22 protein-coding genes are annotated in these 21,627 nt (G+C 44.0%); 17 read left to right on the top strand and 5 right to left on the bottom strand.

Going from position 1 to position 21,627, the window contains the following annotated elements:
- Positions 1 to 306 precede the first annotated feature (306 nt).
- From HXY43_RS12245 to HXY43_RS12235, 3 genes are all read right to left on the bottom strand, one after another.
- Positions 307 to 1,974: a hybrid sensor histidine kinase/response regulator gene (locus tag HXY43_RS12245; RefSeq protein WP_290883492.1), complete on the bottom strand. Its 1,668-nt coding sequence runs from the start codon at positions 1,972 to 1,974 to the stop codon at positions 307 to 309.
- A gap of 158 nt (positions 1,975 to 2,132) precedes the next feature.
- Positions 2,133 to 2,594 carry a response regulator gene (locus HXY43_RS12240; protein ID WP_026731043.1) on the bottom strand — a complete coding sequence of 154 codons (462 nt, stop codon included), beginning with the start codon at positions 2,592 to 2,594 and terminating at the stop codon, positions 2,133 to 2,135.
- Positions 2,595 to 2,661: 67 nt separating this feature from the next.
- Positions 2,662 to 4,998: an ATP-binding protein gene (locus HXY43_RS12235; RefSeq protein WP_290883491.1), complete on the bottom strand. Its 2,337-nt coding sequence runs from the start codon at positions 4,996 to 4,998 to the stop codon at positions 2,662 to 2,664.
- Between the two features lie 314 nt (positions 4,999 to 5,312).
- Between HXY43_RS12235 and HXY43_RS12230 the strand changes: the two genes are divergently transcribed.
- Positions 5,313 to 5,537, top strand: a complete 225-nt coding sequence (locus HXY43_RS12230; protein WP_231510200.1) for a hypothetical protein — start codon at positions 5,313 to 5,315, stop codon at positions 5,535 to 5,537.
- 173 nt (positions 5,538 to 5,710) lie between these two features.
- On the opposite strand, the gene HXY43_RS12225 is transcribed toward HXY43_RS12230, so the two are convergent.
- Positions 5,711 to 6,205 (bottom strand): GNAT family N-acetyltransferase, encoded by a 495-nt coding sequence (locus tag HXY43_RS12225; RefSeq protein ID WP_290883490.1) that lies wholly within the window; start codon positions 6,203 to 6,205, stop codon positions 5,711 to 5,713.
- Positions 6,206 to 7,672: 1,467 nt separating this feature from the next.
- On the opposite strand from HXY43_RS12225, the gene HXY43_RS12220 reads away from it, so the two are divergent.
- The 4 genes from HXY43_RS12220 (at position 7,673) to nifU (ending at position 10,678) form a co-directional block, all read left to right on the top strand.
- Complete coding sequence (locus HXY43_RS12220; protein WP_290883489.1) at positions 7,673 to 7,969, top strand: NifB/NifX family molybdenum-iron cluster-binding protein; 297 nt, start codon at positions 7,673 to 7,675, stop codon at positions 7,967 to 7,969.
- Between the two features lie 118 nt (positions 7,970 to 8,087).
- Positions 8,088 to 8,432 (top strand): 4Fe-4S binding protein, encoded by a 345-nt coding sequence (locus tag HXY43_RS12215; RefSeq protein WP_290883488.1) that lies wholly within the window; start codon positions 8,088 to 8,090, stop codon positions 8,430 to 8,432.
- Between the two features lie 88 nt (positions 8,433 to 8,520).
- Positions 8,521 to 9,726: a cysteine desulfurase NifS gene (gene nifS, locus HXY43_RS12210; RefSeq protein WP_290883487.1), complete on the top strand. Its 1,206-nt coding sequence runs from the start codon at positions 8,521 to 8,523 to the stop codon at positions 9,724 to 9,726.
- A gap of 64 nt (positions 9,727 to 9,790) precedes the next feature.
- A complete protein-coding gene (gene nifU / locus HXY43_RS12205) occupies positions 9,791 to 10,678 on the top strand; it encodes a Fe-S cluster assembly protein NifU (RefSeq protein ID WP_290883486.1) in 888 nt (295 codons plus the stop codon).
- 35 nt (positions 10,679 to 10,713) lie between these two features.
- Here nifU and HXY43_RS12200 read toward each other — a convergent pair whose 3' ends face one another.
- Positions 10,714 to 10,887, bottom strand: a complete 174-nt coding sequence (locus HXY43_RS12200) for a hypothetical protein (protein WP_197035982.1) — start codon at positions 10,885 to 10,887, stop codon at positions 10,714 to 10,716.
- Between HXY43_RS12200 and nifH the strand changes: the two genes are divergently transcribed.
- From nifH to HXY43_RS12140, 12 genes are all read left to right on the top strand, one after another.
- Entirely contained in the window at positions 10,886 to 11,776 is an 891-nt protein-coding gene (gene nifH / locus HXY43_RS12195) for a nitrogenase iron protein (RefSeq protein ID WP_290883485.1), read from the top strand. The two genes, HXY43_RS12200 and nifH, sit on opposite strands and share 2 nt — an antisense overlap.
- A gap of 138 nt (positions 11,777 to 11,914) precedes the next feature.
- The gene (gene nifD / locus HXY43_RS12190) at positions 11,915 to 13,405 is read left to right on the top strand and encodes a nitrogenase molybdenum-iron protein alpha chain (RefSeq protein WP_026731054.1); all 1,491 of its coding nucleotides are present in this window, start codon (positions 11,915 to 11,917) and stop codon (positions 13,403 to 13,405) included.
- A 109-nt stretch (positions 13,406 to 13,514) separates the two neighbouring features.
- Positions 13,515 to 15,053: a nitrogenase molybdenum-iron protein subunit beta gene (gene nifK, locus HXY43_RS12185; protein WP_290883484.1), complete on the top strand. Its 1,539-nt coding sequence runs from the start codon at positions 13,515 to 13,517 to the stop codon at positions 15,051 to 15,053.
- A gap of 155 nt (positions 15,054 to 15,208) precedes the next feature.
- Positions 15,209 to 15,535, top strand: a complete 327-nt coding sequence (locus tag HXY43_RS12180) for a Mo-dependent nitrogenase C-terminal domain-containing protein (protein ID WP_290883483.1) — start codon at positions 15,209 to 15,211, stop codon at positions 15,533 to 15,535.
- Between the two features lie 144 nt (positions 15,536 to 15,679).
- Entirely contained in the window at positions 15,680 to 17,137 is a 1,458-nt protein-coding gene (gene nifE, locus HXY43_RS12175) for a nitrogenase iron-molybdenum cofactor biosynthesis protein NifE (protein WP_290883482.1), read from the top strand.
- On the top strand, positions 17,137 to 18,462 hold the full coding sequence (gene nifN / locus HXY43_RS12170; RefSeq protein WP_290883481.1) for a nitrogenase iron-molybdenum cofactor biosynthesis protein NifN: 1,326 nt from the start codon (positions 17,137 to 17,139) through the stop codon (positions 18,460 to 18,462). The genes nifE and nifN overlap by 1 nt, the downstream gene beginning before the upstream one ends.
- Before the next feature lie 196 nt (positions 18,463 to 18,658).
- Positions 18,659 to 19,069, top strand: coding sequence for a nitrogen fixation protein NifX (gene nifX, locus HXY43_RS12165; RefSeq protein ID WP_290883480.1), 411 nt, complete (start codon positions 18,659 to 18,661; stop codon positions 19,067 to 19,069).
- Positions 19,066 to 19,542, top strand: a complete 477-nt coding sequence (locus HXY43_RS12160) for a NifX-associated nitrogen fixation protein (RefSeq protein ID WP_290883479.1) — start codon at positions 19,066 to 19,068, stop codon at positions 19,540 to 19,542. The genes nifX and HXY43_RS12160 overlap by 4 nt, the downstream gene beginning before the upstream one ends.
- Before the next feature lie 101 nt (positions 19,543 to 19,643).
- Positions 19,644 to 19,844: a CCE_0567 family metalloprotein gene (locus HXY43_RS12155; protein WP_290883478.1), complete on the top strand. Its 201-nt coding sequence runs from the start codon at positions 19,644 to 19,646 to the stop codon at positions 19,842 to 19,844.
- Positions 19,841 to 20,158 (top strand): nitrogenase-stabilizing/protective protein NifW, encoded by a 318-nt coding sequence (gene nifW / locus HXY43_RS12150; RefSeq protein ID WP_290883477.1) that lies wholly within the window; start codon positions 19,841 to 19,843, stop codon positions 20,156 to 20,158. Before HXY43_RS12155 ends, nifW begins: the two co-directional genes overlap by 4 nt.
- Before the next feature lie 10 nt (positions 20,159 to 20,168).
- Entirely contained in the window at positions 20,169 to 20,957 is a 789-nt protein-coding gene (locus tag HXY43_RS12145; protein ID WP_290883476.1) for a HesA/MoeB/ThiF family protein, read from the top strand.
- Positions 20,958 to 21,051: 94 nt separating this feature from the next.
- Positions 21,052 to 21,423: an iron-sulfur cluster assembly accessory protein gene (locus tag HXY43_RS12140; protein WP_290883475.1), complete on the top strand. Its 372-nt coding sequence runs from the start codon at positions 21,052 to 21,054 to the stop codon at positions 21,421 to 21,423.
- The last annotated feature ends 204 nt before the right edge of the window (positions 21,424 to 21,627 follow it).

Below are 21,627 nucleotides of genomic sequence, written 5' to 3'. Positions count from 1 at the left end.
GAGATCCACGTCGGTTTCTTTTCTAGAGCAAAAAGACTTTCTAGGTATGGCAAGCAAATTATTAAGTAAATCTAAAGAATGATATAAGTTTAGCTAATCTTGATATTCGTTTTAATGTTTGAAATATTTATTTACAGAACACTAAATATTTTAAGTGCGATCGCACCAACTTAGTGTCTTAGTGTTTCAATCATTCTTCACCACTAAGACACTAAGACACCAAGAAAAATCCATTTCCAAGACTCACACCTTGACAGGGCTAAGTCTTTCCACTTAGGTACGCGGTATCATCCCTGAATTCTAAATCTAGCTCAACCGCTTCGGTAAGCAGACTGTTACCTTGGTTCCTTGCTCCTCTTGGCTTTCTACCGTAATATTGCCACCATGCATCTGAACGCAAGCTTTCACAATAGCTAATCCCAAGCCCATTCCGGCAATACTGCCAATGTTACTGCCACGACTGAATAATTGAAACAGGCGGTCTTTGTCCTCAATGGGTATACCAATTCCCTGATCTATGACATTAAAAATAATGTGCGAATCGTTCCCCATCAGGTGAACTTCGATATTGCCCCCATTTGGAGAGTATTTGATGGCATTCGACAGTAAATTGACCAGAATTTGCCGCAAAAGTTGCCCATCGCCCCAGAAGCCCTTGGTATTTCCCGTAATCTTAAAAGTTAATTCATGGCGATCGCTCAGAGTCTGGCGTTGTTGTTCAATGATGTCAGAGAAAAATTGCAGCAGTTCAAATGGAAGTGGTCTAAATTTTGCTTTGCCTAATTCAAATTTTTCAATTACCAGCAAATCGTCTATCAATTGAGCCATTTGTCTGGCTTTGTCTTCAATGATCTGCAAAAACTGTTGGTGTTTAGTCTCATCCAGCTTGTAGCCGTGTTGCTTCAAAGTTGTTGCAGCCATCAAAATAGATGCCAAGGGAGTTCGATATTCATGAGAAACTGTGGAGACAAGTTGAGATTTGAAGGCATTGAGTTGCTTTTCGGTTTCTGATACCATCAGAGCTTGGCTAAGTTGTTCAGACTGTTGGATAGCTACCGCCAGCTGCTCAGCCAATTGGTTAAAAATCTCTACTTCTTCTGTCCGCCACTGCCGTTGATTTGAACTCTGATGAGCAACTAACAAGCCCCAAATTCTCGCAGATTTTTCTTGGTTATTCAGCAGAATGGGAACAAGCAAATATGCCTGTTGAGTCTTTTTCCGGTTTCGCGCCACGATGATTGAGGCTTTAGCTTTCGCCAGCGTGGTTGCTCCTTCAACTTCTCCAAAACTGGGCTGGTAATTGTCTCTTAAAAAAGACGTAAATAGCTCGATGGCATCAGCACAACTACTTGAGCCAGCCTCACACAGTTTCGTCAAATAAAGTTTGGCGGATTCGCTACTTCTGTTGTCATCAGGATTTGCACCGATCTGGTAAACTACCACGCGATCGCACTCCAGCAGTTGCTGCATTTCCGTCACCGCTGTCTGTACGATCTTCTCCAGGTTTTGTGACTGACGGATGCGTAGGGCAACCGCCGCAGCCAATTGCTGTCGTTCCTGAATTTTACTGAACTGCTTTTGTAAGTGTGACTGCTGGATTGCATTGCGGACGGTTAATTGCAGCACATCTGGTTGTAGATGTTGCTTCACTAGGTAATCCTGAGCGCCTCGTTTGATCGCCTGTACAGCAATACGTTCATCGCCCTGTCCAGTTAACATAATCACGGGAAGCGGTACTGGCAATTTTTGTTGCTTAAGTTCATCTAAGAACTCTAGCCCACTCATATCAGGTAGGCGAAAGTCGAGCAGAATTGCATCGCAGTGTTTTTTCTGGCAGAGTGCTAGACCCAGTTCTGCTGAGGCTGCTTCTAAAATTTGGTAGGACTGGTGAGGATCGCTTAAAAGATATTCACGGTAAACTTCTCGATCCTCCGCACAATCATCCGCAATCAGTAGTGTCCAGACATTTGACATGAGCGGAAAACTGAGAAATCTCTTTCAGGTAAAAAATCGCGACAAATGACAGGGTGATATAAGTGCAGGCTTCTGTTTTTATACTGTTGATAATAGCAAATCTTTTCCAGAAAAAACGCGAAATTTCTTATCTATAGAGAGTTTCAGGATTTAGACGTTCAGATTTCGGCAGAATATGATATTGGTGGTGTGTTGGCTTCTAGCCAGTAGTCTACAAATGCTTGAACTGTCTTCTCTAATTCACCAGAGTCAAAAGGTTTGATGAGATAACCATTTGCCCCTTTTTGATAACAAAATTCAATGTCTTTGGGGTTTGAAGATGTAGTAAAGACGACTATCGGGATTTCCTTAAATTTTTGGTCTTTCTTGACTTGCTCTAGCACATCGCGACCATCAGTACCCGGCAAATTTAAATCGAGCAAGATCACAGAGGGACGTGGTGCAACATCCGAATTGCAGTAGTCCCCTTCTTGATAAAGAAAGTCTAAAACCTTATCTCCATTTGTACAGCGATAAATGGGATTTTGAACCTCCATTTGCTGCATGATCAGTTGGAATAGCTCAAAGTCTTCATCACTATCCTCAGCGATGAGCAGGGGATGATACTGTTTTGTCCTCATCTGGGCGATCGGAGACTAAATTATTATTTCAACTAATATTACAATAGTTTGCAAAAATTATAAAAACTTAACATCTCACTAAAGTAAGGTAAAAAGTCGAGCCTTCACCGTAGACAGACTCCACCCAAATTCGTCCGCCGTGACGCTCGATAATCTTTTTGGCGATCGTCAGTCCTGCTCCTGTGCCTCCACCATACAAATGTTGCTCGTGCAGCCGCTTAAACAACCGGAAGATTGTTTCGAGATGCCGTTCGCGAATGCCGATACCGTTATCCCTTACGTAGAGAGTAATTGGAGAGGGGGAAGAAGACGTGGAGAGCATCAGACGCGGTGACGCGGAGAAACTTTTATTTACATTCCCCGTGTCTCCACCTCCCCGTGTCTCCGTGTCCTCCTCATTCCCCGTATCTTCTTCCCTGCCCAGGTAGCCAATCTCAATCCATTGCTCTGCCTTATCGTTATACTTGCAGGCATTGCTGAGTAAGTTCATAAACACCTCACCCATGAGGATAGGGTCGCAGCAAACGATGGGCAGCGGACGCGGAATACGAATGTCAGGTTGAACGCCTTGAAGACTGATACGCAGATCCTCAAGCACTCGATTTACTAATTCGTTGAGATCCGTAGGTTGTAGATGTAGTTGCGCTTGTCCCAGCCGCGAGAACTTAAGCAGGGCATCGATGAGCGATTCCATGCGACGGGTTAGACGAACTAAAGTTTGCAGGCGGGATTTACCTACGTCGTCTAGTATTTCCCCATACCCCTTCAATAAAAGCGCCGAGAAATTATGAATGCCGCGTAAGGGTTCCTTGAGGTCGTGCGAAGCGGCATAAGCAAAGGAATCTAGTTCTTGGTTGATCTGGGCTAATTCATCTGCTTTGTTAAGGACAATACCAACAATAGCGCTCCTGAGATCTAGTGCATTCTCCAATTCACACGCTTTCCAAGGGAGCGAGGTGCAACGAACAATTTCTTGCCATCGTTCAAACGATTTGCGGGGAGACAGGGTGACACTACCATCTGCCCCAACCGTAATAGAGGCATTCGGATCGCCTGCCCAGTTCAATGTTTGCAGGATCTCCGGACGAAACCAGAGGATGTAATATCGTCTAACTTTGGAAATTCGCAGTAGCAGCAAGCCACTAGCAACATCTTTAAATTTTTCAGCCTCTGGGTAAAGTTTGGGCAGCGAATCGGTATGAAAAAGAGAGTCATTGACTTGCGTATCTGCCCACTCGATCAAGGTACGCACCTGCTCAAGGGTTGGCGTTGCGCCAACTAATGTGATTTCCTCCTCCAAACAAACGGCAGATCCTTGTGCACTCACCAAGTCCAGTAAGCGAGGGGCTGGATTCACCAGGGCTTCTTTCAGATCGTCGACTTGAGAAATTGATTCCACAAACTCTGATTGCAAAGACCTGAGTTTGACAATGTAGTCCAATTCTGCGTAATTGACTTTACTAGCTAATTCTGATGACACGAACTGCCCCAGCAACTCGCAACCTTCCCGAATTTCGTAAGGGATATACTTAGGTGTCTGATGATGGCAAGCTATTAATCCCCAAAGTTGGCGATCGCGGATCAAGGCGATGACCAAGATGGCTGCTACACCCATGTTTTGGTGGTATTCCACACAACAAGGATCAACTCCTCTGATTGCCGTCAGGCTGAGGTCGAGCGGTTGTTGCGTAACTGGGTTTTCTGCTGGAACCAGACCGATCGCTGGCGTGGTCAAATCGGGAATAAATCGCAGCAATCCACGTGCATATAATTCCCTAACTGGCTGTGGAATATCTGTGGCGGGATAGTGCAACCCCAGATAGGTTTGTAAGTCGTCCCGTTTCGCCTCTGCAATCACTTCTCCTGCCCCTTGCGAGTCAAATTGATAGACCATAACCCGGTCAAAGCCTGTGAGTTTGCGAACTGCTTGTGTTGCTAACTGGAAAAATTCACGCTGATTGGATACCTGTTGCAGTTGGGCGATCGCTCGTTTCACCAAAGCAGGAACACTAAAGAAACTCACGTCCGTCTGTTGGCTTTGTTCCAGTTCCAAAATGATCGTATTTCCGGTTCGATGAACTATACCGTTGAAGCATCTCTCACCTACTGAGGTGCAGATAGACAGTTTCAGGGGAATAACGTTGTCAACGTCCTCCAAGTTCTGCCGAAAAGCTGCAACGAATTGGGCATCTAGTAGAGTATCAAGGGATTGACCGAGCAAATTCTGGGGCTGAATGCTGAAGTAATCCTGAGTGTTGGCACTTACTTGCAGGATTGTTAGCTCAGGGTACGACAGCGCTAGCAGGATGCCATGCGGCTGAATCGAACCTGAAAAATGAACAGGTTCACAATTGACATTAACTGAATTTGGAATTTGGAAATTGCTGGATTCAGACCCACTCATGGCTGAACTTTTTGGATAACTGGGGCATAAAAATTATGAATTATGAATTATGAAATTTTCAGCCCAATCGCATTCATCATTTTCACCCATTCCTAATTCCCAATGCCCAATGCCCACTACCCAATATCCAGTTCCCCACCGATCAAGTAAGGGTTCTCATTAGTATTACAGTTTCTTGAATAATATTTCGATGAGTTAAGAGCAGTCAACAAAATCTAAAGAAAATATTAAATTATTCTGCAAATAGACAGATGCAATGTGATCCTGTTCAATAGAATATAAAGAAAATATTAAATACTCTGAGGAATAGGGCAATGCTGATTAACTCCTCAATGCTGCGTTTAACCTGGGCTGTGATTGAAGAAACCGCAAGCTCTGAACTGCTGACTCTCACAGATACAGCGTTAATCAAGCTGATACTACAGCAAATAGCCACCAAGATTTTGCTTAGCGGTGAAGAAGTCTGTGCATTGTATAGCTACATTGGGTCGAAAACAGCACTGATCCGCGATATGGCTGAATCCCGCCTTGCCGCCTGATACTCATGTCAGCTTTACTTTTTTCCTCTGCGTTGGCAGCAAAATCTTAAGAAATAATAAAAAAAGGCATGGTAACTTTATTTCCAATTGCTGAACTTTTTCAAGTCCAGCGAGAATTACTCTGCTTGCAGTAAGTCACGAATAGGTGCGATCGCTATTCGTCTAGCCCGACATTATTGCTGAATACGTCGTCCCATAATGATTAAATCGCGTTCTACACCGTCAAGTTCTGCAACCTTGGGTAAGTAGCCCCAATTTTCAAAGCCAAATTTTTCAAACAGCTTTAAACTGGGCTGATTATGGGCAAAAATGAAGCATACTAGATTTTTGAAACCTAAATTCGGACTTTGGCTAATTGCCTGGGCAAGCAGCCGCTTTCCCAAACCATGCTGATGATATTTTGGAGCAATGTAAACACTAACTTCAGCAGTAGCATGATAGGCTGGTCGTCCATAAAAGGGTTGTAAACTCAGCCATCCAACCACCATACTCTCTATTTCAATTACCCAAAGTGGGCTTTTCGAGGGCGATCGCGCAGCAAACCAAGCCAACCGACTTTCCACAGACACAGGTTCTAAATCAGCAGTTGCCATGCGGCTGGGAATTGCAGCATTATAAATTGCCACAATTTTTGGCAAGTCAGCTTCAACGGCATGGCGGATAGTCATTGCTATTCCCAGAACAAATCGGAAAATATTAAAAAATCATACAGCGATCTTGGTAGTCATTTCTTCTCTATCTTGAAAATAGGGGAAAGGGGAAAAGGGAAAGGTTAAGGGGGAAAGGAAAGATTTAAGTAGTTGGGCAAAATTAAATTCATTCGTGGAGACAGGGAACAAGTAACGGGGAATGCTTAACAGGAAAACAATGTGTGTAATTAATTCTGTCTGAGTACTTATTTTCATCCGTTTGGTGTGTGATGAAATCGCATGGGCGTCTGGCTTGATATAGTTGGCGATCGCTTACTGATTGCAGAATTGCACAAGTTCATTGAAATTGAGACTAGATTCTACTTAGTTTCTATTCAAGCGATGATTTGACAATTCTAGGACTTACGCATTGACAGAAAATACCAAACATGGGGTATGAATTTCAGCCATTAGAGATTAGTTTTTCGTGGTATTGCGCTATACATACACGTTAGGACATTGTTTGAAAGCAGCATCGACACAATCACGAAAGCTATCAAATTCATCCCACCGTTGCCGCGATGGTACAAGCCCCCAGATTTATCTGTGGAGTCAATCCACGCATCCAAAATCGGATGACGCCAAAGAAGGTATTTACGAACAACAATGAATTAGCCCTACCTTCTCCCTTAGCCCTCTTTGTGCCCCCTTGAAATAGCCTCCAGCAGCTAGCAATTCTCTGCAACTGGAAATGCAGTATTTCAGGAATATAGAAGTCCAACCAGAACTTTAGCTCCTGGATCTTGCGATGAATTCTCATCTTCTGCCTGTTAAGGTTGCTCGAAGTGGCTGAAATTAAGGCTTCTCTCACCCCAAGTTCTATTTACCGATTGAAAAATTAAAAAAAATTAAATCGCATTTTCTATCAGAAAAAAGTGATATGTTGAATACAGAATTCAATTTCGCAATTTTCTGAAGTAGAGTCCGTAACCTGTTCCTGATTTCCAAAAGTAAAAACTGCGCCAAAATAGATGCTCTGGGCTATTTGAGAAGGGTCTTTGAGTACAACGCTGTGCAAGCTTAAAAGAATGCAAATCGAGTTAAAACCATTGCTAGAACTGGGTTTCATCTGAGTACAAAAACACTTGCCCCCTTCTCCATAAATACTTGTACTTCCACCCTAAAATACTAGTACCCCTACCCAAAAAAAAATTTCCAATTCTCTTAATGCTTTGGAAATCTGGATTTCATATTTTGAGTACAAACTTAATAAATCTAATAAATCTTATCCTGGTTGTAGGCTACAGTCTATTTCCGGAGGCTGATATAAAACATATATCGCCAATCACTTGACGCACTAATCAAGGAGCGATAAGTGAGTGGAGAAATAAGATAGCACCATGCCCCTGTGAAATCGTAGACGTATAACGTCTACTCTACGAGAAGGGCTACGCTCTACGGTGTAGGGTAGCCACGGCTGTAGGCGCTGTCTTCCACCCACATTTTGTGCAGACACACCAGCCCTTGAAAATTTGGGTTTATAGCCTACCCCAAATCCCAGTAGGCAGCGCTCAAAACAGACGCGGCTTCCATTACCATTACTGCCAAGGCGGTTATGGAGAGACAGCGACTCTTGAAAACATCATCGAAGCGATCGCAGATTGTAAAGCGGTATTTGTTGCCAAGATTGGTGATTGTCCCAAAGAAAAATTGTACGCAGCTGGCATACAAACCGTTGAAACTTATGACGTAATTGACAAGGTTGCTTTGGAGTATTACCAGCAATACGTACAGAAATTATGAATTATGAATTATGAATTGTTTTTTCATAATTCATCATTCATCATTCTCTTCATTACCCAGCACTCATTACTCATTACCCACTACCCAAGCCTCAATCTGCCCTCTATGGAGAATAGTCATGGCTTACCAAATAACCAGCGAGTGCATTTCCTGTAATCTCTGTCAATCTGTATGTCCCACCGGTGCAATCAAAATAGATGGCGATCGCCCCTGGATCGATCCTGAACTTTGCACAAACTGTGTTGGTAGTATTCATACCGTACCTCAGTGCAAAGCTGGTTGTCCTACATCCAATGGTTGCGTAAAAGTGCCCGCCGATTATTGGGAAAGCTGGTTTAACACTTATTACCATTTTGTAGCAAAATTAACAAAAAAACAAGATTATTGGGAGAATTGGTTTAACTTCTATTCAGAGAAATTCTCCGAACAATTGCAGAAACGTCAGCACCAAGTTGCCTGTTAGTTAATGGTTAGTGGTTAGTAGTTAGTAGTAATTTTCGACCACTAACTACTAACAACAAGTAACAAAAATTTAAATAGAATTGGAAGCAATGCAGAAAAATTGTATTTATCTAGACAATAATGCCACCACCAAAGTAGACCCAGAAGTTGTAGAGGCGATGCTGCCCTACTTGACGGATTATTACGGTAATCCCTCCAGTATGCACAGCTTTGGTGGGCAAGTTAAGAAAGCAGTTAATCAAGCACAGGAACAAGTTGCAGTCCTCCTTGGTGCTGACGAATCAGAAATTATCTTTACCAGTGGTGGTACAGAGGGAGATAACGCCGCCATTAGGGCTGCACTATTGGCGCAACCAGACAAGCGACACATCATCACTACCCAAGTAGAACACCCAGCAGTACTAAGTCTCTGCAAACAGCTGGAAAAACAAGGTTACAACGTTACCTACTTGTCAGTGAATCACGAGGGACAGTTGGATCTGAATGAACTGGAAGCCTCACTGACAGGTAACACCGCCTTGGTGACGATTATGTATGCCAACAACGAAACCGGCGTGGTTTTCCCAATCGAGCAAATTGGTGTACAAGTCAAAGAACGCGGTGCTCTCTTCCATGTAGATGCGGTGCAAGCAGTCGGTAAAATTCCGATGAACATGAAGACTAGCACCATTGATATGTTAACCATGTCTGGTCATAAAATTCATGCACCCAAAGGAATTGGTGCTTTGTACGTGCGGCGCGGTGTGAGATTTCGCCCTATGCTCATCGGTGGCGGACAGCAACGCGGCAGAAGGGCGGGAACAGAGAATGTTCCGGGAGTCGTTGCCCTTGGCAAAGCTGCCGAATTAGAATTACTACATTTAGAAGAAGCTACCGCCAGAGAAAGAAAATTGCGCGATCGCTTAGAACAAACTATTATTGCAACTATTCCCGACTGCCAAGTCAACGGTCATTCTACACAGAGATTGCCCAACACCACCAACATTGGCTTCAAGTACATTGAAGGTGAAGCAATTCTCTACTTGCTCAATCAATACGGTATCTGTGCCTCATCCGGTTCAGCGTGTAGTTCTGGCTCTTTGGAACCTTCCCACGTTTTGCGGGCAATGGGTTTACCATACACAATCTTGCACGGTTCCATTCGCTTCAGCCTTTGTCGTTACACCACAGACGCCGAAATTGATACTGTGCTAGCAGTAATGCCCGGTATTGTCGAACGCCTACGCGCCCTCTCACCCTTCAAGAATGATGAAGCAAGTTGGCTGCAAGAACGGTCAATGGTCATTAGTCATTAGTCATTGGTAAATAACAAAGGACAAGTGACAAAGGACAAATGACAAAGAACAAAGGACAAAAATAATGTGGGACTATACAGATAAAGTATTGGAGCTATTCTACAATCCCAAATATCAGGGAGTAATTGAAGACAAGGGTGAAGCAGGTGTTAAAGTTGCCGTTGGTGAAGTAGGCAGCATTGCTTGCGGAGATGCCCTGAGACTGCATCTTAAAGTTGAGGAAGATACAGAGAAAATTCTTGATGCTCGTTTTCAAACTTTTGGTTGTACTAGTGCGATCGCTTCATCTGAAGCTCTGGTAGAACTAATTAAGGGTAAAACTTTAGATGAAGCCCTGAGAGTTACTAATAAAGAGATTGCCAATTACCTGGGCGGGTTGCCAGAAGCAAAGATGCACTGCTCGGTAATGGGACAAGAAGCATTAGAAGCAGCTATTTATAATTACCGAGGTATACCTCTAGATGTTCATGAGGATGATGACGAAGGGGCGCTAGTTTGCACTTGCTTTGGCATCAGTGACGCAAAAATCCGGCGCGTGATTGTTGAAAACAACCTCACCACCGCTGAAGAAGTCACAAATTATGTGAAAGCGGGTGGTGGCTGCGGTTCGTGTTTGGCAACTATCGATGATATTATTGCGTCCGTGCAAAAAGAATCTGCTACCCCTGTAAGTACTTCTGCTAATCACAGTAATGAGCGTTCATCTGTAAAACCGCTGACCCCAGTGCAAAAAATTGCACTGATACAAAAAGTATTAGATGAAGAAGTCAGACCCGTTTTGATTGCCGACGGGGGAGACGTAGAACTGTTCGACGTCGAAGGCGATCGTATCAAAGTAGTACTGCAAGGTGCTTGCGGTTCGTGTTCTAGCAGCACGGCGACATTAAAGATTGCGATTGAATCTAGATTGCGCGATCGCGTCAGCAAAGACCTTGTAGTTGAAGCAGTTTAGTTATTAGTTCTTGGTTGGTTGTTGGTTGTTTACTACTAACCACCAACAACCAACAAACAACAAACAACATTATGACAACTATTTTTGCAGTAGAGCGATCGCCACCGTTGGTGACGTTCTATTAAGCGGTCACTGCTGACCCAACATGAACCTAAACACAAATCCTCTAGACCCACCAAACCAACCAATTGCAGGAGAAAAATAATCATGTCCGACGATAAAATCAGACAGATAGCCTTCTACGGTAAAGGCGGTATCGGTAAGTCTACTACTTCTCAAAACACCCTTGCCGCTATGGCAGAAATGGGTCAGCGGATTATGATTGTGGGATGCGACCCCAAAGCTGACTCGACCCGTTTGATGCTGCATGCTAAAGCTCAAACCACCGTGCTGCACTTAGCAGCAGAAAGAGGTGCAGTAGAAGACTTAGAACTTGAAGAAGTAATGTTAACCGGTTTTCGCGGTGTTCGTTGCGTGGAATCTGGTGGTCCCGAACCTGGTGTAGGTTGCGCTGGTCGTGGTATCATCACCGCCATCAACTTCTTGGAAGAAAACGGTGCTTACCAAGACCTAGATTTCGTATCTTACGACGTGTTGGGTGACGTTGTCTGTGGTGGTTTCGCGATGCCCATCCGTGAAGGTAAGGCACAAGAAATCTACATCGTTACCTCCGGTGAAATGATGGCGATGTACGCTGCCAACAACATCGCTCGTGGTATTCTCAAGTATGCGCACTCTGGTGGTGTGCGCTTGGGTGGTTTGATTTGTAACAGCCGTAAAGTTGACCGGGAAGCTGAACTGATCGAAAACCTGGCTGAACGTTTGAACACCCAAATGATTCACTTCGTACCTCGTGACAACATCGTTCAACACGCAGAATTGCGTCGTATGACCGTTAACGAGTACGCACCTGACAGCAACCAATCTCAAGAATATCGCGCATTAGCTAAGAAGATCATCAACAACACCAAGCTCACTATTCCTACTCCTATGGAAATGGATGAACTGGAAGCCCTATTGATTGAGTACGGTATTCTCGACGATGATACCAAGCATGCAGAGATCATCGGCAAGCCAGCTGAAGCTACTGCTAAATAACTGATGCCGTAGTTAAGTAAAAAGTAAAAAGTAAAAAGTAAAAAATTCTTTTGCCTTTTAACTTTTTACTTTTACCTTCCTCTTCCTCCCTTCCATACCTGCAATTATCCGAACCCATAAGTCTAACCGAGGCAGACTATGACACCTCCAGAAAACAACAATCTCATAGAAGAACATAAAGAACTAATTAAAGAAGTTCTCCAAGCTTATCCAGAAAAATCTCGCAAAAAGCGAGAAAAACACCTTAACGTTCACGAAGAAGGCAAGTCCGATTGTGGCGTTAAGTCCAACATCAAATCAGTTCCTGGTGTGATGACCGCCCGTGGTTGTGCCTATGCAGGTTCCAAGGGTGTGGTTTGGGGTCCTATCAAGGACATGATCCACATCAGCCACGGTCCCGTTGGTTGCGGTTACTGGTCTTGGTCTGGTCGTCGTAACTACTACGTGGGTATTACCGGAGTTGACAGCTTCGGTACCATGCACTTTACCTCCGATTTCCAAGAACGCGACATCGTTTTCGGTGGTGACAAAAAGCTGGCTAAGATTATTCAAGAAATTGAAGAACTCTTCCCTCTCAACCGTGGTATCAGCGTTCAGTCTGAGTGTCCTATCGGTTTAATTGGGGATGACATTGAAGCCGTCGCCAAGAAAGCATCCAAAGAGACTGGTAAGCCCGTTGTTCCCGTACGTTGCGAAGGTTTCCGGGGTGTTTCTCAGTCCCTTGGACACCACATCGCTAACGATGCTATCCGCGACCACATGTTTCCTCGCTATGACAAAGCGAAGAAGGAAAATACACTGAGCATTGAACCTGGCCCCTACGATGTAGCGCTGATTGGTGACTACAACATCGGTGGTGACGCTTGGTCTAGCCGGATGCTGTTGGAAGAAATTGGCTTGCGTGTTGTTGCTCAGTGGTCTGGTGACGGTACCGTCAACGAACTGGTTAACGGTCTTTCCGCTAAGTTAGTTCTCATCCACTGCTACCGCTCGATGAACTACATCTGCCGTGCTTTGGAAGAAGCTTACGGTATGCCCTGGATGGAGTTCAACTTCTTCGGCCCTACCAAGATTGCTGAATCTCTCCGCGAGGTTGCTGCTAAATTTGACTCTAAGATCCAAGAAAATGCTGAGAAAGTGATCGCTAAGTATACACCGATCATGAATGCGGTAGTTGAGAAGTATCGCCCACGCCTCGAAGGCAACACCGTCATGCTATACGTCGGCGGTCTGCGTCCTCGTCACGTTGTGCCTGCTTTTGAAGACCTCGGTATCAAAGTTATCGGTACTGGTTACGAGTTTGCTCACAACGACGACTACAAGCGCACCACCCACTACATCGACAACGCCACAATTATTTACGACGACGTTACAGCTTACGAGTTCGAGGAATTCGTCAAAGCGAAGAAACCCGATCTAATTGCTTCTGGTATCAAAGAGAAATACGTATTCCAGAAGATGGGTCTGCCTTTCCGGCAAATGCACTCCTGGGATTACTCCGGCCCTTATCACGGTTACGACGGCTTCGCCATCTTCGCTCGCGACATGGATATGGCACTCAACAGCCCAACTTGGGGATTAATTGATACTCCTTGGAACAAGAAAGAAGTAAAGGCTAAAGCTGCATAAAAGGAACTAAGGACTAGGGATTGGGAACTAGGTTAGATTCTTTCCCAATCCCCGATCCCCAATCCCCGATACCCTACACAAACCCAGCAAGCAACAGAGAGATACAGAAATGCCACAGAATCCCGACAAAATTGTAGACCACGTAGACCTATTCAAACAGCCAGAGTATACAGAGCTATTCAAGAATAAACACGAACAATTTGAGGGTGGACACTCCGCTGAAGAAGTTGCCCGTGTTGCTGAATGGACTAAAGGCTGGGAGTACCGCGAAAAGAACTTTGCCCGGGAAGCGTTAACAGTTAACCCTGCTAAAGGTTGCCAACCCGTAGGTGCTATCTTTGCTGCTGTTGGTTTTGAAGGTACTCTTCCCTTTGTCCAAGGTTCTCAAGGTTGCGTTGCATACTTCCGTACCCACCTCAGCCGTCACTATAAAGAGCCGTTCTCCGCCGTGTCTTCTTCCATGACTGAAGATGCAGCCGTGTTTGGTGGTTTGAACAACATGATTGAAGGTTTGCAAGTTTCTTACCAACTTTACAAGCCCAAGATGATTGCTGTTTGCACCACCTGTATGGCAGAGGTTATCGGTGATGACTTGGGTGCATTTATCACCAACGCTAAGAATGCAGGTTCTGTTCCTCAAGATTTACCAGTACCTTTTGCTCACACCCCCAGTTTCGTTGGTTCCCACATCACTGGTTACGACAACATGATGAAGGGGATTCTGTCTTACTTGACAGAAGGCAAGAAGAAAAACACTACCAACGGTAAGCTCAACTTTATCCCCGGCTTTGATACCTACACTGGTAACAACCGCGAATTAAAGCGGATACTCAACCTGATGGGTATTGACCACACCATTTTGGCAGATAACAGTGAATATCTGGATTCTCCCAATACAGGTGAGTACAATATGTACCCAGGTGGTACTAAGCTAGAAGATGCTGCTGATTCTTGCAACGCCGAAGCTACTGTTGCTCTGCAACGCTACACCACACCTAAGACTCGCGAATATATCGAAACTAAGTGGAATCAAAAGACCACTGTTCTGCGTCCTTGGGGTGTCAAGGGAACCGATGAGTTCTTGATGACATTGTCTGAAATGACCGGCAAGCCCATTCCCAAAGAGTTGGAAGATGAGCGCGGTCGTTTGGTAGACGCAATGACCGACTCCTACGCTTGGATTCATGGCAAGAAGTTTGCAATTTACGGCGACCCAGATTTAATCTACAGTGTCACTAGTTTCTTGTTAGAGTTGGGTGCTGAACCAGTACATATCCTCTGCAACAACGGCGACGAGGAATTCAAGAAAGAAATGGAAGCAATCCTCAGCGCTAGCCCCTTCGGAAAAGAAGCTACAGTTTGGATTCAAAAAGACTTGTGGCATATGCGGAGTTTGCTGTTCACCGAACCCGTAGACTTCTTTGTTGGTAACTCCTACGGTAAGTATCTGTGGCGTGATACCAAGATTCCAATGGTACGGATTGGTTATCCTCTCTTCGATCGCCATCACTTACACCGCTATCCTACCATCGGTTATCAAGGTGGACTCAACCTGCTCAACTGGGTTGTCAACACCATTCTCGATGAACTGGATCGCAACACCAACATTGCTGGTAAGACCGATATTTCCTTCGACTTGATTCGTTAATCATCTCATCAACTCGCAGCGTGCCAACAAAGGAAAAGGATTAGAAATTATGAATTATGAATTATGAATTATGAATGAATCAAATATTTCATAATTCATAATTCTTTTCTTTTCCTTTTACCTTTTCCTTGTAAATTATTACCTAAGTAGTGCATATGACTTCTGTAAATCACACACATATCCATCCTAATTACCACCCACCTAACTATCAAAAATCTGGCGGTTTTGATATTCTACATCCATTACGCAGGTTAGTAGATAGTATCCAGATCAAAAATTATCGTCTTGCTCATCTAATTTGCCAAATTATTCCTTGTTGTTGCCCCTTTGAGCGGAAAATTAGATTGTTTGGACGTAACTTCCATATTCCTGCACTGTGCAAACTCAATCCTTTATATGACAACTTTGTAGGATTGCGTTTTCGTGCATTATCTTTCCTCAGCGATGAATGTGGAGAAGATGTCACGAAATATATTTGCTAGTCGTTACATATTACTCATTATTCATTACTCATTATCGATTACTAATTAGTTAGTGGTTAGTGGTTAGTGGGGAAAGAATCAACAAACAACTACTAACTATTAACTACTAACTACTAGCAAACTTTATCCAGCGCGAGGAAAGAGATGATAATCACCCAAGGCAAAATCAACGAGCTGCTCTCTGAGTCAGGATGCGAACATAATCAACACACGCATGGAGACAAGAAAAATAAGGCTTGCAAACAACAAGCTCAGCCTGGAGCCGCTCAAGGGGGTTGTGCCTTTGACGGTGCAATGATTGCCCTAGTACCCATTACTGATGCTGCTCATTTAGTCCACGGGCCAATCGCCTGCGCTGGCAATTCCTGGGGCAGTCGCGGCAGTCTTTCCTCCGGGCCTCAGCTTTACAAATTTGGCTTTACCACCGATTTGAGTGAAAATGATGTGATTTTCGGTGGAGAGAAAAAGCTCTATAAAGCAATTTTGGACATTCACAAACGTTACCAACCTGCGGCGGTGTTTGTTTACTCTACCTGTGTCACTGCTCTCATCGGTGAGGACATGGATGCAGTCTGCAAAGCTGCTGCTAAGAAAATCGGTATTCCCATCATCCCTGTAAATTCCCCTGGCTTTGTTGGTAGTAAAAATCTTGGCAACCGCATCGGTGGCGAAGCTTTACTGGAATACGTCGTCGGTACTGAAGAACCAGAATACACCACACCTTACGACATCAACCTCATTGGTGAATACAATATCGCCGGTGAAATGTGGAATGTGCTGCCGTTATTCAAAAAATTAGGCATCCGCGTCTTGGCAAAAATTACAGGCGATGCTCGCTACAAGGAAGTTTGCAGCGCCCATCGTGCCAAACTCAATGTGATGATTTGCTCCAAAGCCCTGATCAACATGGCGCGGAAAATGGAGGAGCGTTACGGCATCCCCTACATCGAAGAGTCTTTCTACGGTGTAGAAGATATAAATCGATGTTTGCGAAACATTGCGGCAAAATTGGGCGAGTCCCTTCGGGATAGCTCCGCTTCACGCGATTTGCAAGAGCGAACAGAAAAGCTGATTGCCGAAGAAACTGCCGCTTTAAATGTAAAACTCGCTCCCTATCGCGATCGCCTCAAGGGCAAGCGCGTTGTCCTTTATACCGGAGGTGTGAAAAGCTGGTCTATTATCTCGGCAGCAAAGGACTTGGGGATGGAAGTTGTTGCTACCAGTACCAAGAAAAGTACTGAGGAAGACAAAGCCCGCATCAAGCAGTTACTCGGTCAAGATGGCATTACGTTGGAAAAGGGCAATCCTCAAGAAATACTGCGAGTGATTAACGAAACCAACGCAGAGATGTTGATTGCTGGGGGTCGTAACCAATACACTGCTCTAAAAGCCCGGATTCCTTTCCTCGACATCAACCAGGAACGCCACCACGCCTACGCTGGTTATAGCGGTATGGTAGAAATGGCGCGAGAACTGGATGAAGCCCTCTACAGCCCCGTGTGGGAGCAAGTCCGCAAACCAGCACCTTGGGAAGACGACCAAGAAAATGTCACCACGTCACCACGTCTTTCCATCTCCTTATCTTTAGAGGAGGATGAATAATGGCAAAGGTTGTCATTCCTAACAAGCCAGTTATCGTCAATCCCCTTAAGCAAAGCCAAACTTTAGGTGCAGCCCTGGCCTTTTTGGGTTTGAAAGGGATGATGCCTTTACTCCACGGTTCCCAAGGTTGTACTGCCTTCGCTAAAGTCATACTAGTGCGGCATTTCCGAGAGGCGATTCCCCTTTCTACAACCGCAATGACGGAAGTCACTACCATCTTGGGTGGTGAGGAGAATGTCGAACAAGCAATTCTCACCTTGGTACAGAAGTCTCAACCAGAAATCATCGGTTTGTGTACTACTGGGCTGACGGAAACCAGAGGAGATGATATGGACGGCATTCTCAGGGATTTTCGCCAACGTCACCCAGAGTTGGATGAGTTGCCAATTATATTAGTCTCCTCACCGGATTTTAAAGGCTCACTGCAAGATGGTTTTGCAGCGGCGGTGGAAAGCATCGTCAAAGAAGTTCCCCAACCAGGAGAACCGAAAACGCAACAAGTGACAATTTTGATGAGTTCTGCTTTCACACCGGGGGATGTGCAGCAAATCAAGGAAATTGTCAGCACTTTTGGGCTGACGCCAATTGTTGTTCCCGATCTTTCCGCTTCTTTGGATGGTCACTTGGATGATTCCTACAGTCCCATCACTGGCGGTGGTACAACTTTAGTGCAACTCCACAAAGTCGGTAGTTCTGTCTATACCTTGGCGCTGGGTGAAAGTATGCGGGGTGCAGCCAAAATCCTGGAACAAAAATTTGGCACACCTTACGAAGTGTTTACCGAACTGACTGGGTTGGAAGCGGTAGACAGATTCATGCTATTTTTAGCGAATTTGAGCGGGAATGCAGTTCCGGAAAAATACCGCCGCCAACGCCGCCAACTACAAGACGCAATGTTGGACACTCATTTTTATTTCGGTAGGAAAAAGGTGTCTCTGGCGCTGGAACCGGATTTACTGTGGTCAACAGTGTATTTTCTGCAATCAATGGGTGCAGAAATTCAAGCTGCTGTGACTACGACGCGATCGCCACTTTTGGAAAAACTCCCCATCGATAGCGTCACCATCGGTGATTTTGAAGACTTTGAGATCCTTGCTGCTGGTTCTGATCTGTTGATTGGTAACTCTCATACAAATGCGATCGCCAAACGCTTGGGAATTCCCCTCTATCGCCAAGGTATCCCCATTTTTGACCGTTTAGGTAATGGTCAATTTACCAAAGTGGGTTACAGAGGCACAATGGAGTTTTTATTTGATTTGGGCAATCTCTTTTTGCATGAAGAGGAAGCAAAAGTCAGAGATAGAGATGTTCAAGGTGATTGGTAATAAGAAAGAGTTAGTGGTTAGTGGATAGTGGTTAGTAGGAAATTTAACCACTAACTACTAAAAGAGATAGTGGTGAGTGGTTAGTGAATAGTGGTTAGTGGTAAAAAATCAACTACTAACTACTAACTACCAACTACCAACTACTAACTACTAACTACTAACTACTAACTACTAACTACTAACTACTAACCAAACAATGAAAATAGCCTTCACAACTAGTGACCAAATTCATATCAATGCTCACTTCGGTTGGGCAAAGATGATTGATGTTTATGAGATTTCCTCAGAGGGTTATCAATTTGTGGAAACTCTCAATTTTGATGGCGACCTCAAACAAGATGGCAACGAGGACAAAGTTGCCCCTAAACTTGATGCATTGAATGATTGCACGATTGTTTATGTTTCGGCAATTGGTGGAACTGCGGCTGCCAAATTAATCAAAAAAGGTGTCACTCCTGTCAAAGCACGTTCAGACCAAGAAGAAATTACTGATGTGCTCAATAAATTAGTTCAAACTCTCAAAGGAAGCCCACCACCTTGGCTGCGTAAAGCTTTACAACAAAAAAACCTGAACTTTGATGAATTGGAAGAAGAAACCACTGTATGAGTGCAACTAATAGTGTTAATGGAACCGTCCCTAATGAAGTTGTAACTTCACCTTTTCTGAAAGCGATCGTTCAACAAATCCGGGGTCAAGATACTTACGGTGTTTATCGGAATTGGTCAGATGAATTAATTCTCAAACCGTATGTTATTAGCAAACAAAAGAAACGCGAAATTTCTGTTGAGGGTGATGTCGATCCGGTAACAGTTGGACGGATTATGGCATTTTATCGCGCTGTAGCTGCCCGTATTGAGCAAGAAACCGGTTTGTTATCTCAGGTTGTAGTTGACTTGAGCCACGAAGGATTTGGCTGGGCGCTGGTCTTTTCTGGTCGTCTTTTACTGACAGTGAAAACCTTGCGAGATGCTCATCGTTTTGGTTTTGAATCACTAGAAAAAGTAGCAGAAGAAGGAGAAAAGTTAGTCCAAAAAGGCGTGGAATTGGCTCAGAAATTTCCTGAAGTTGGAAGATTGTAATTAGCCATTAAATATTGGTTGTTAGTTGGTAGTTAATTGTAACAACCAACCAACAACAAACAACAAACAACAAACAACAGCCAACAAAAAACACATCACAAATGACCATTGAAGAACTAAAAACTCAGATAAAACGCCTCAACAGTAAAGCAGGTCAAATGAAAATGGATCTGCACGATTTAGCAGAGGGGTTGCCAACAGATTACCAAAAAATTATGGATGTTGCTGCTGCAACTTATGAAATTTATCGTCAGTTAGAAGAACTGAAGCAACAACTAAAAAATATGGAGCAAGGCAAATGAGCGAAGATTGGAACAAATTCCAAAAGCTCACACAAGCGGAGGAATATTTTGAGTTTTTTCAATTACCTTACGATCAGAAAATTGTAAGTATAAATCGTCTGCATATTTTGAAAAAATTCTCACAATATATTCAAGAAATTGATGAGAATTATACTGATATTAGTGTAGAAGATAGATTAAATAAATATTGTGAGGCTTTGGAAAAAGCTTATCAGATTTTTCTCGAATCCACACCTCAAGAACAAAAGCTGTTCAAAGTATTTAAACAGAAGCCTAAAAATGTAATCACGCTGACAGAAATCACTTCTGATTAGGAGGTAAAAAGTGATAGACCTGACGCCTACCGAGTTAGAACGTTACCGTCGCCAAATTATGCTCCCTAATTTTGGCGAGACAGCGCAGAAGCGCCTAAAGTCAGCGACAGTTCTGGTAACAGGTGTGGGAGGATTAGGCGGTACGGCAGCGCTTTACCTAGCGGTAGCAGGCGTTGGGCGGCTGATCCTAGTCCGGGGTGGCGACTTGCGGTTGGATGATATGAATCGTCAAATTTTGATGACGCACGATTGGGTTGGTCAGCCAAGAGTCTTCAAGGCAAAAGAAACTCTAGAAGCCATCAATCCTGATATCAAGGTGGAAGCGATTCATGAATATATCACCCCAGAGAATGTAGACTCTTTGGTGAAATCCGCTGATATGGCACTTGACTGCGCCCATAATTTTACAGAGCGCGATGTGTTGAATGCAGCTTGCGTACGCTGGCGTAAGCCAATGGTGGAAGCAGCAATGGACGGAATGGAGGCTTACCTGACTACGATTATTCCTGGTGTAACACCTTGTTTATCTTGTTTGTTTCCAGAGAAGCCAGATTGGGATAGGCGTGGTTTTGCAGTGTTAGGTGCTGTGTCTGGCACTCTCGCTTGTCTGACGGCACTGGAAGCAATCAAGCTCATCACTGGGTTTAGTCAACCTCTATTATCGCAACTGCTGACAATGGATTTGACTCGCATGGAATTTGCTAAGCGCCGTTCTTATCGCGATCGCTGTTGTCCAGTCTGCGGTAACAATGCACCTTGGAGATACTTGCAATCTAAATCTACAGTCATTAGTCATTAGTAAATTGTTGTTTGTTGTTTGTTCTTTGTTGTTTGGAACAACAACCAACCACCAACTACCAACAAACAACAAATTTTAAAAGTCAGGAGGTTGGATGACTGTTACTTTGACAGAAAAAGCAGAATTTCGTCTGCGGGCATTTTTAGCAGGTTCTGCTGCTGATACCAATGATGCAACTAAAGGTATCCGCATCTCTGTTAGTGATGGTGGTTGCAGTGGTTATGAATATGCAATGGATGTTACCAGCAAGCCACAACCAGAAGATTTGGTAATCCAGCAAGGCAAAGTAACCATTTATGTTGATGCTAAAAGTGCGCCGTTATTAGAAGGGATTGTCATCGATTTTATTGACGGTGTGCTGGAAAGCGGCTTCAAGTTTATCAACCCTAATGCAACTGAAACCTGCGGTTGTGGCAAGTCATTTAAAACAGCTGACTGTCAGTCAGCTGGTGTACCTTGCAACTAATGGTTAGTGGTTAGTAGTTAGTGGTTAGTGGGAAACAAACAACTACTAATAACTAACAAATATCAACTAACAACTATCAACCAACGGCGTTGCTGAATTTGGTCATGAATTATGTTTGCATACATTTTTGTAGCTCGATGCCAAATCATTGTAGAGACGTAGCAATGCTACGTCTGGTCATACCCGTGAATTGTAAATTCATAT

It is taken from the genome of Fischerella sp. (assembly GCF_013388695.1).
Classification (GTDB): Bacteria; Cyanobacteriota; Cyanobacteriia; order Cyanobacteriales; family Nostocaceae; genus PCC9605.
The sequence above is the reverse complement of the archived record's forward strand: the minus strand, read 5'-3'. Positions and strand labels throughout refer to the sequence as shown.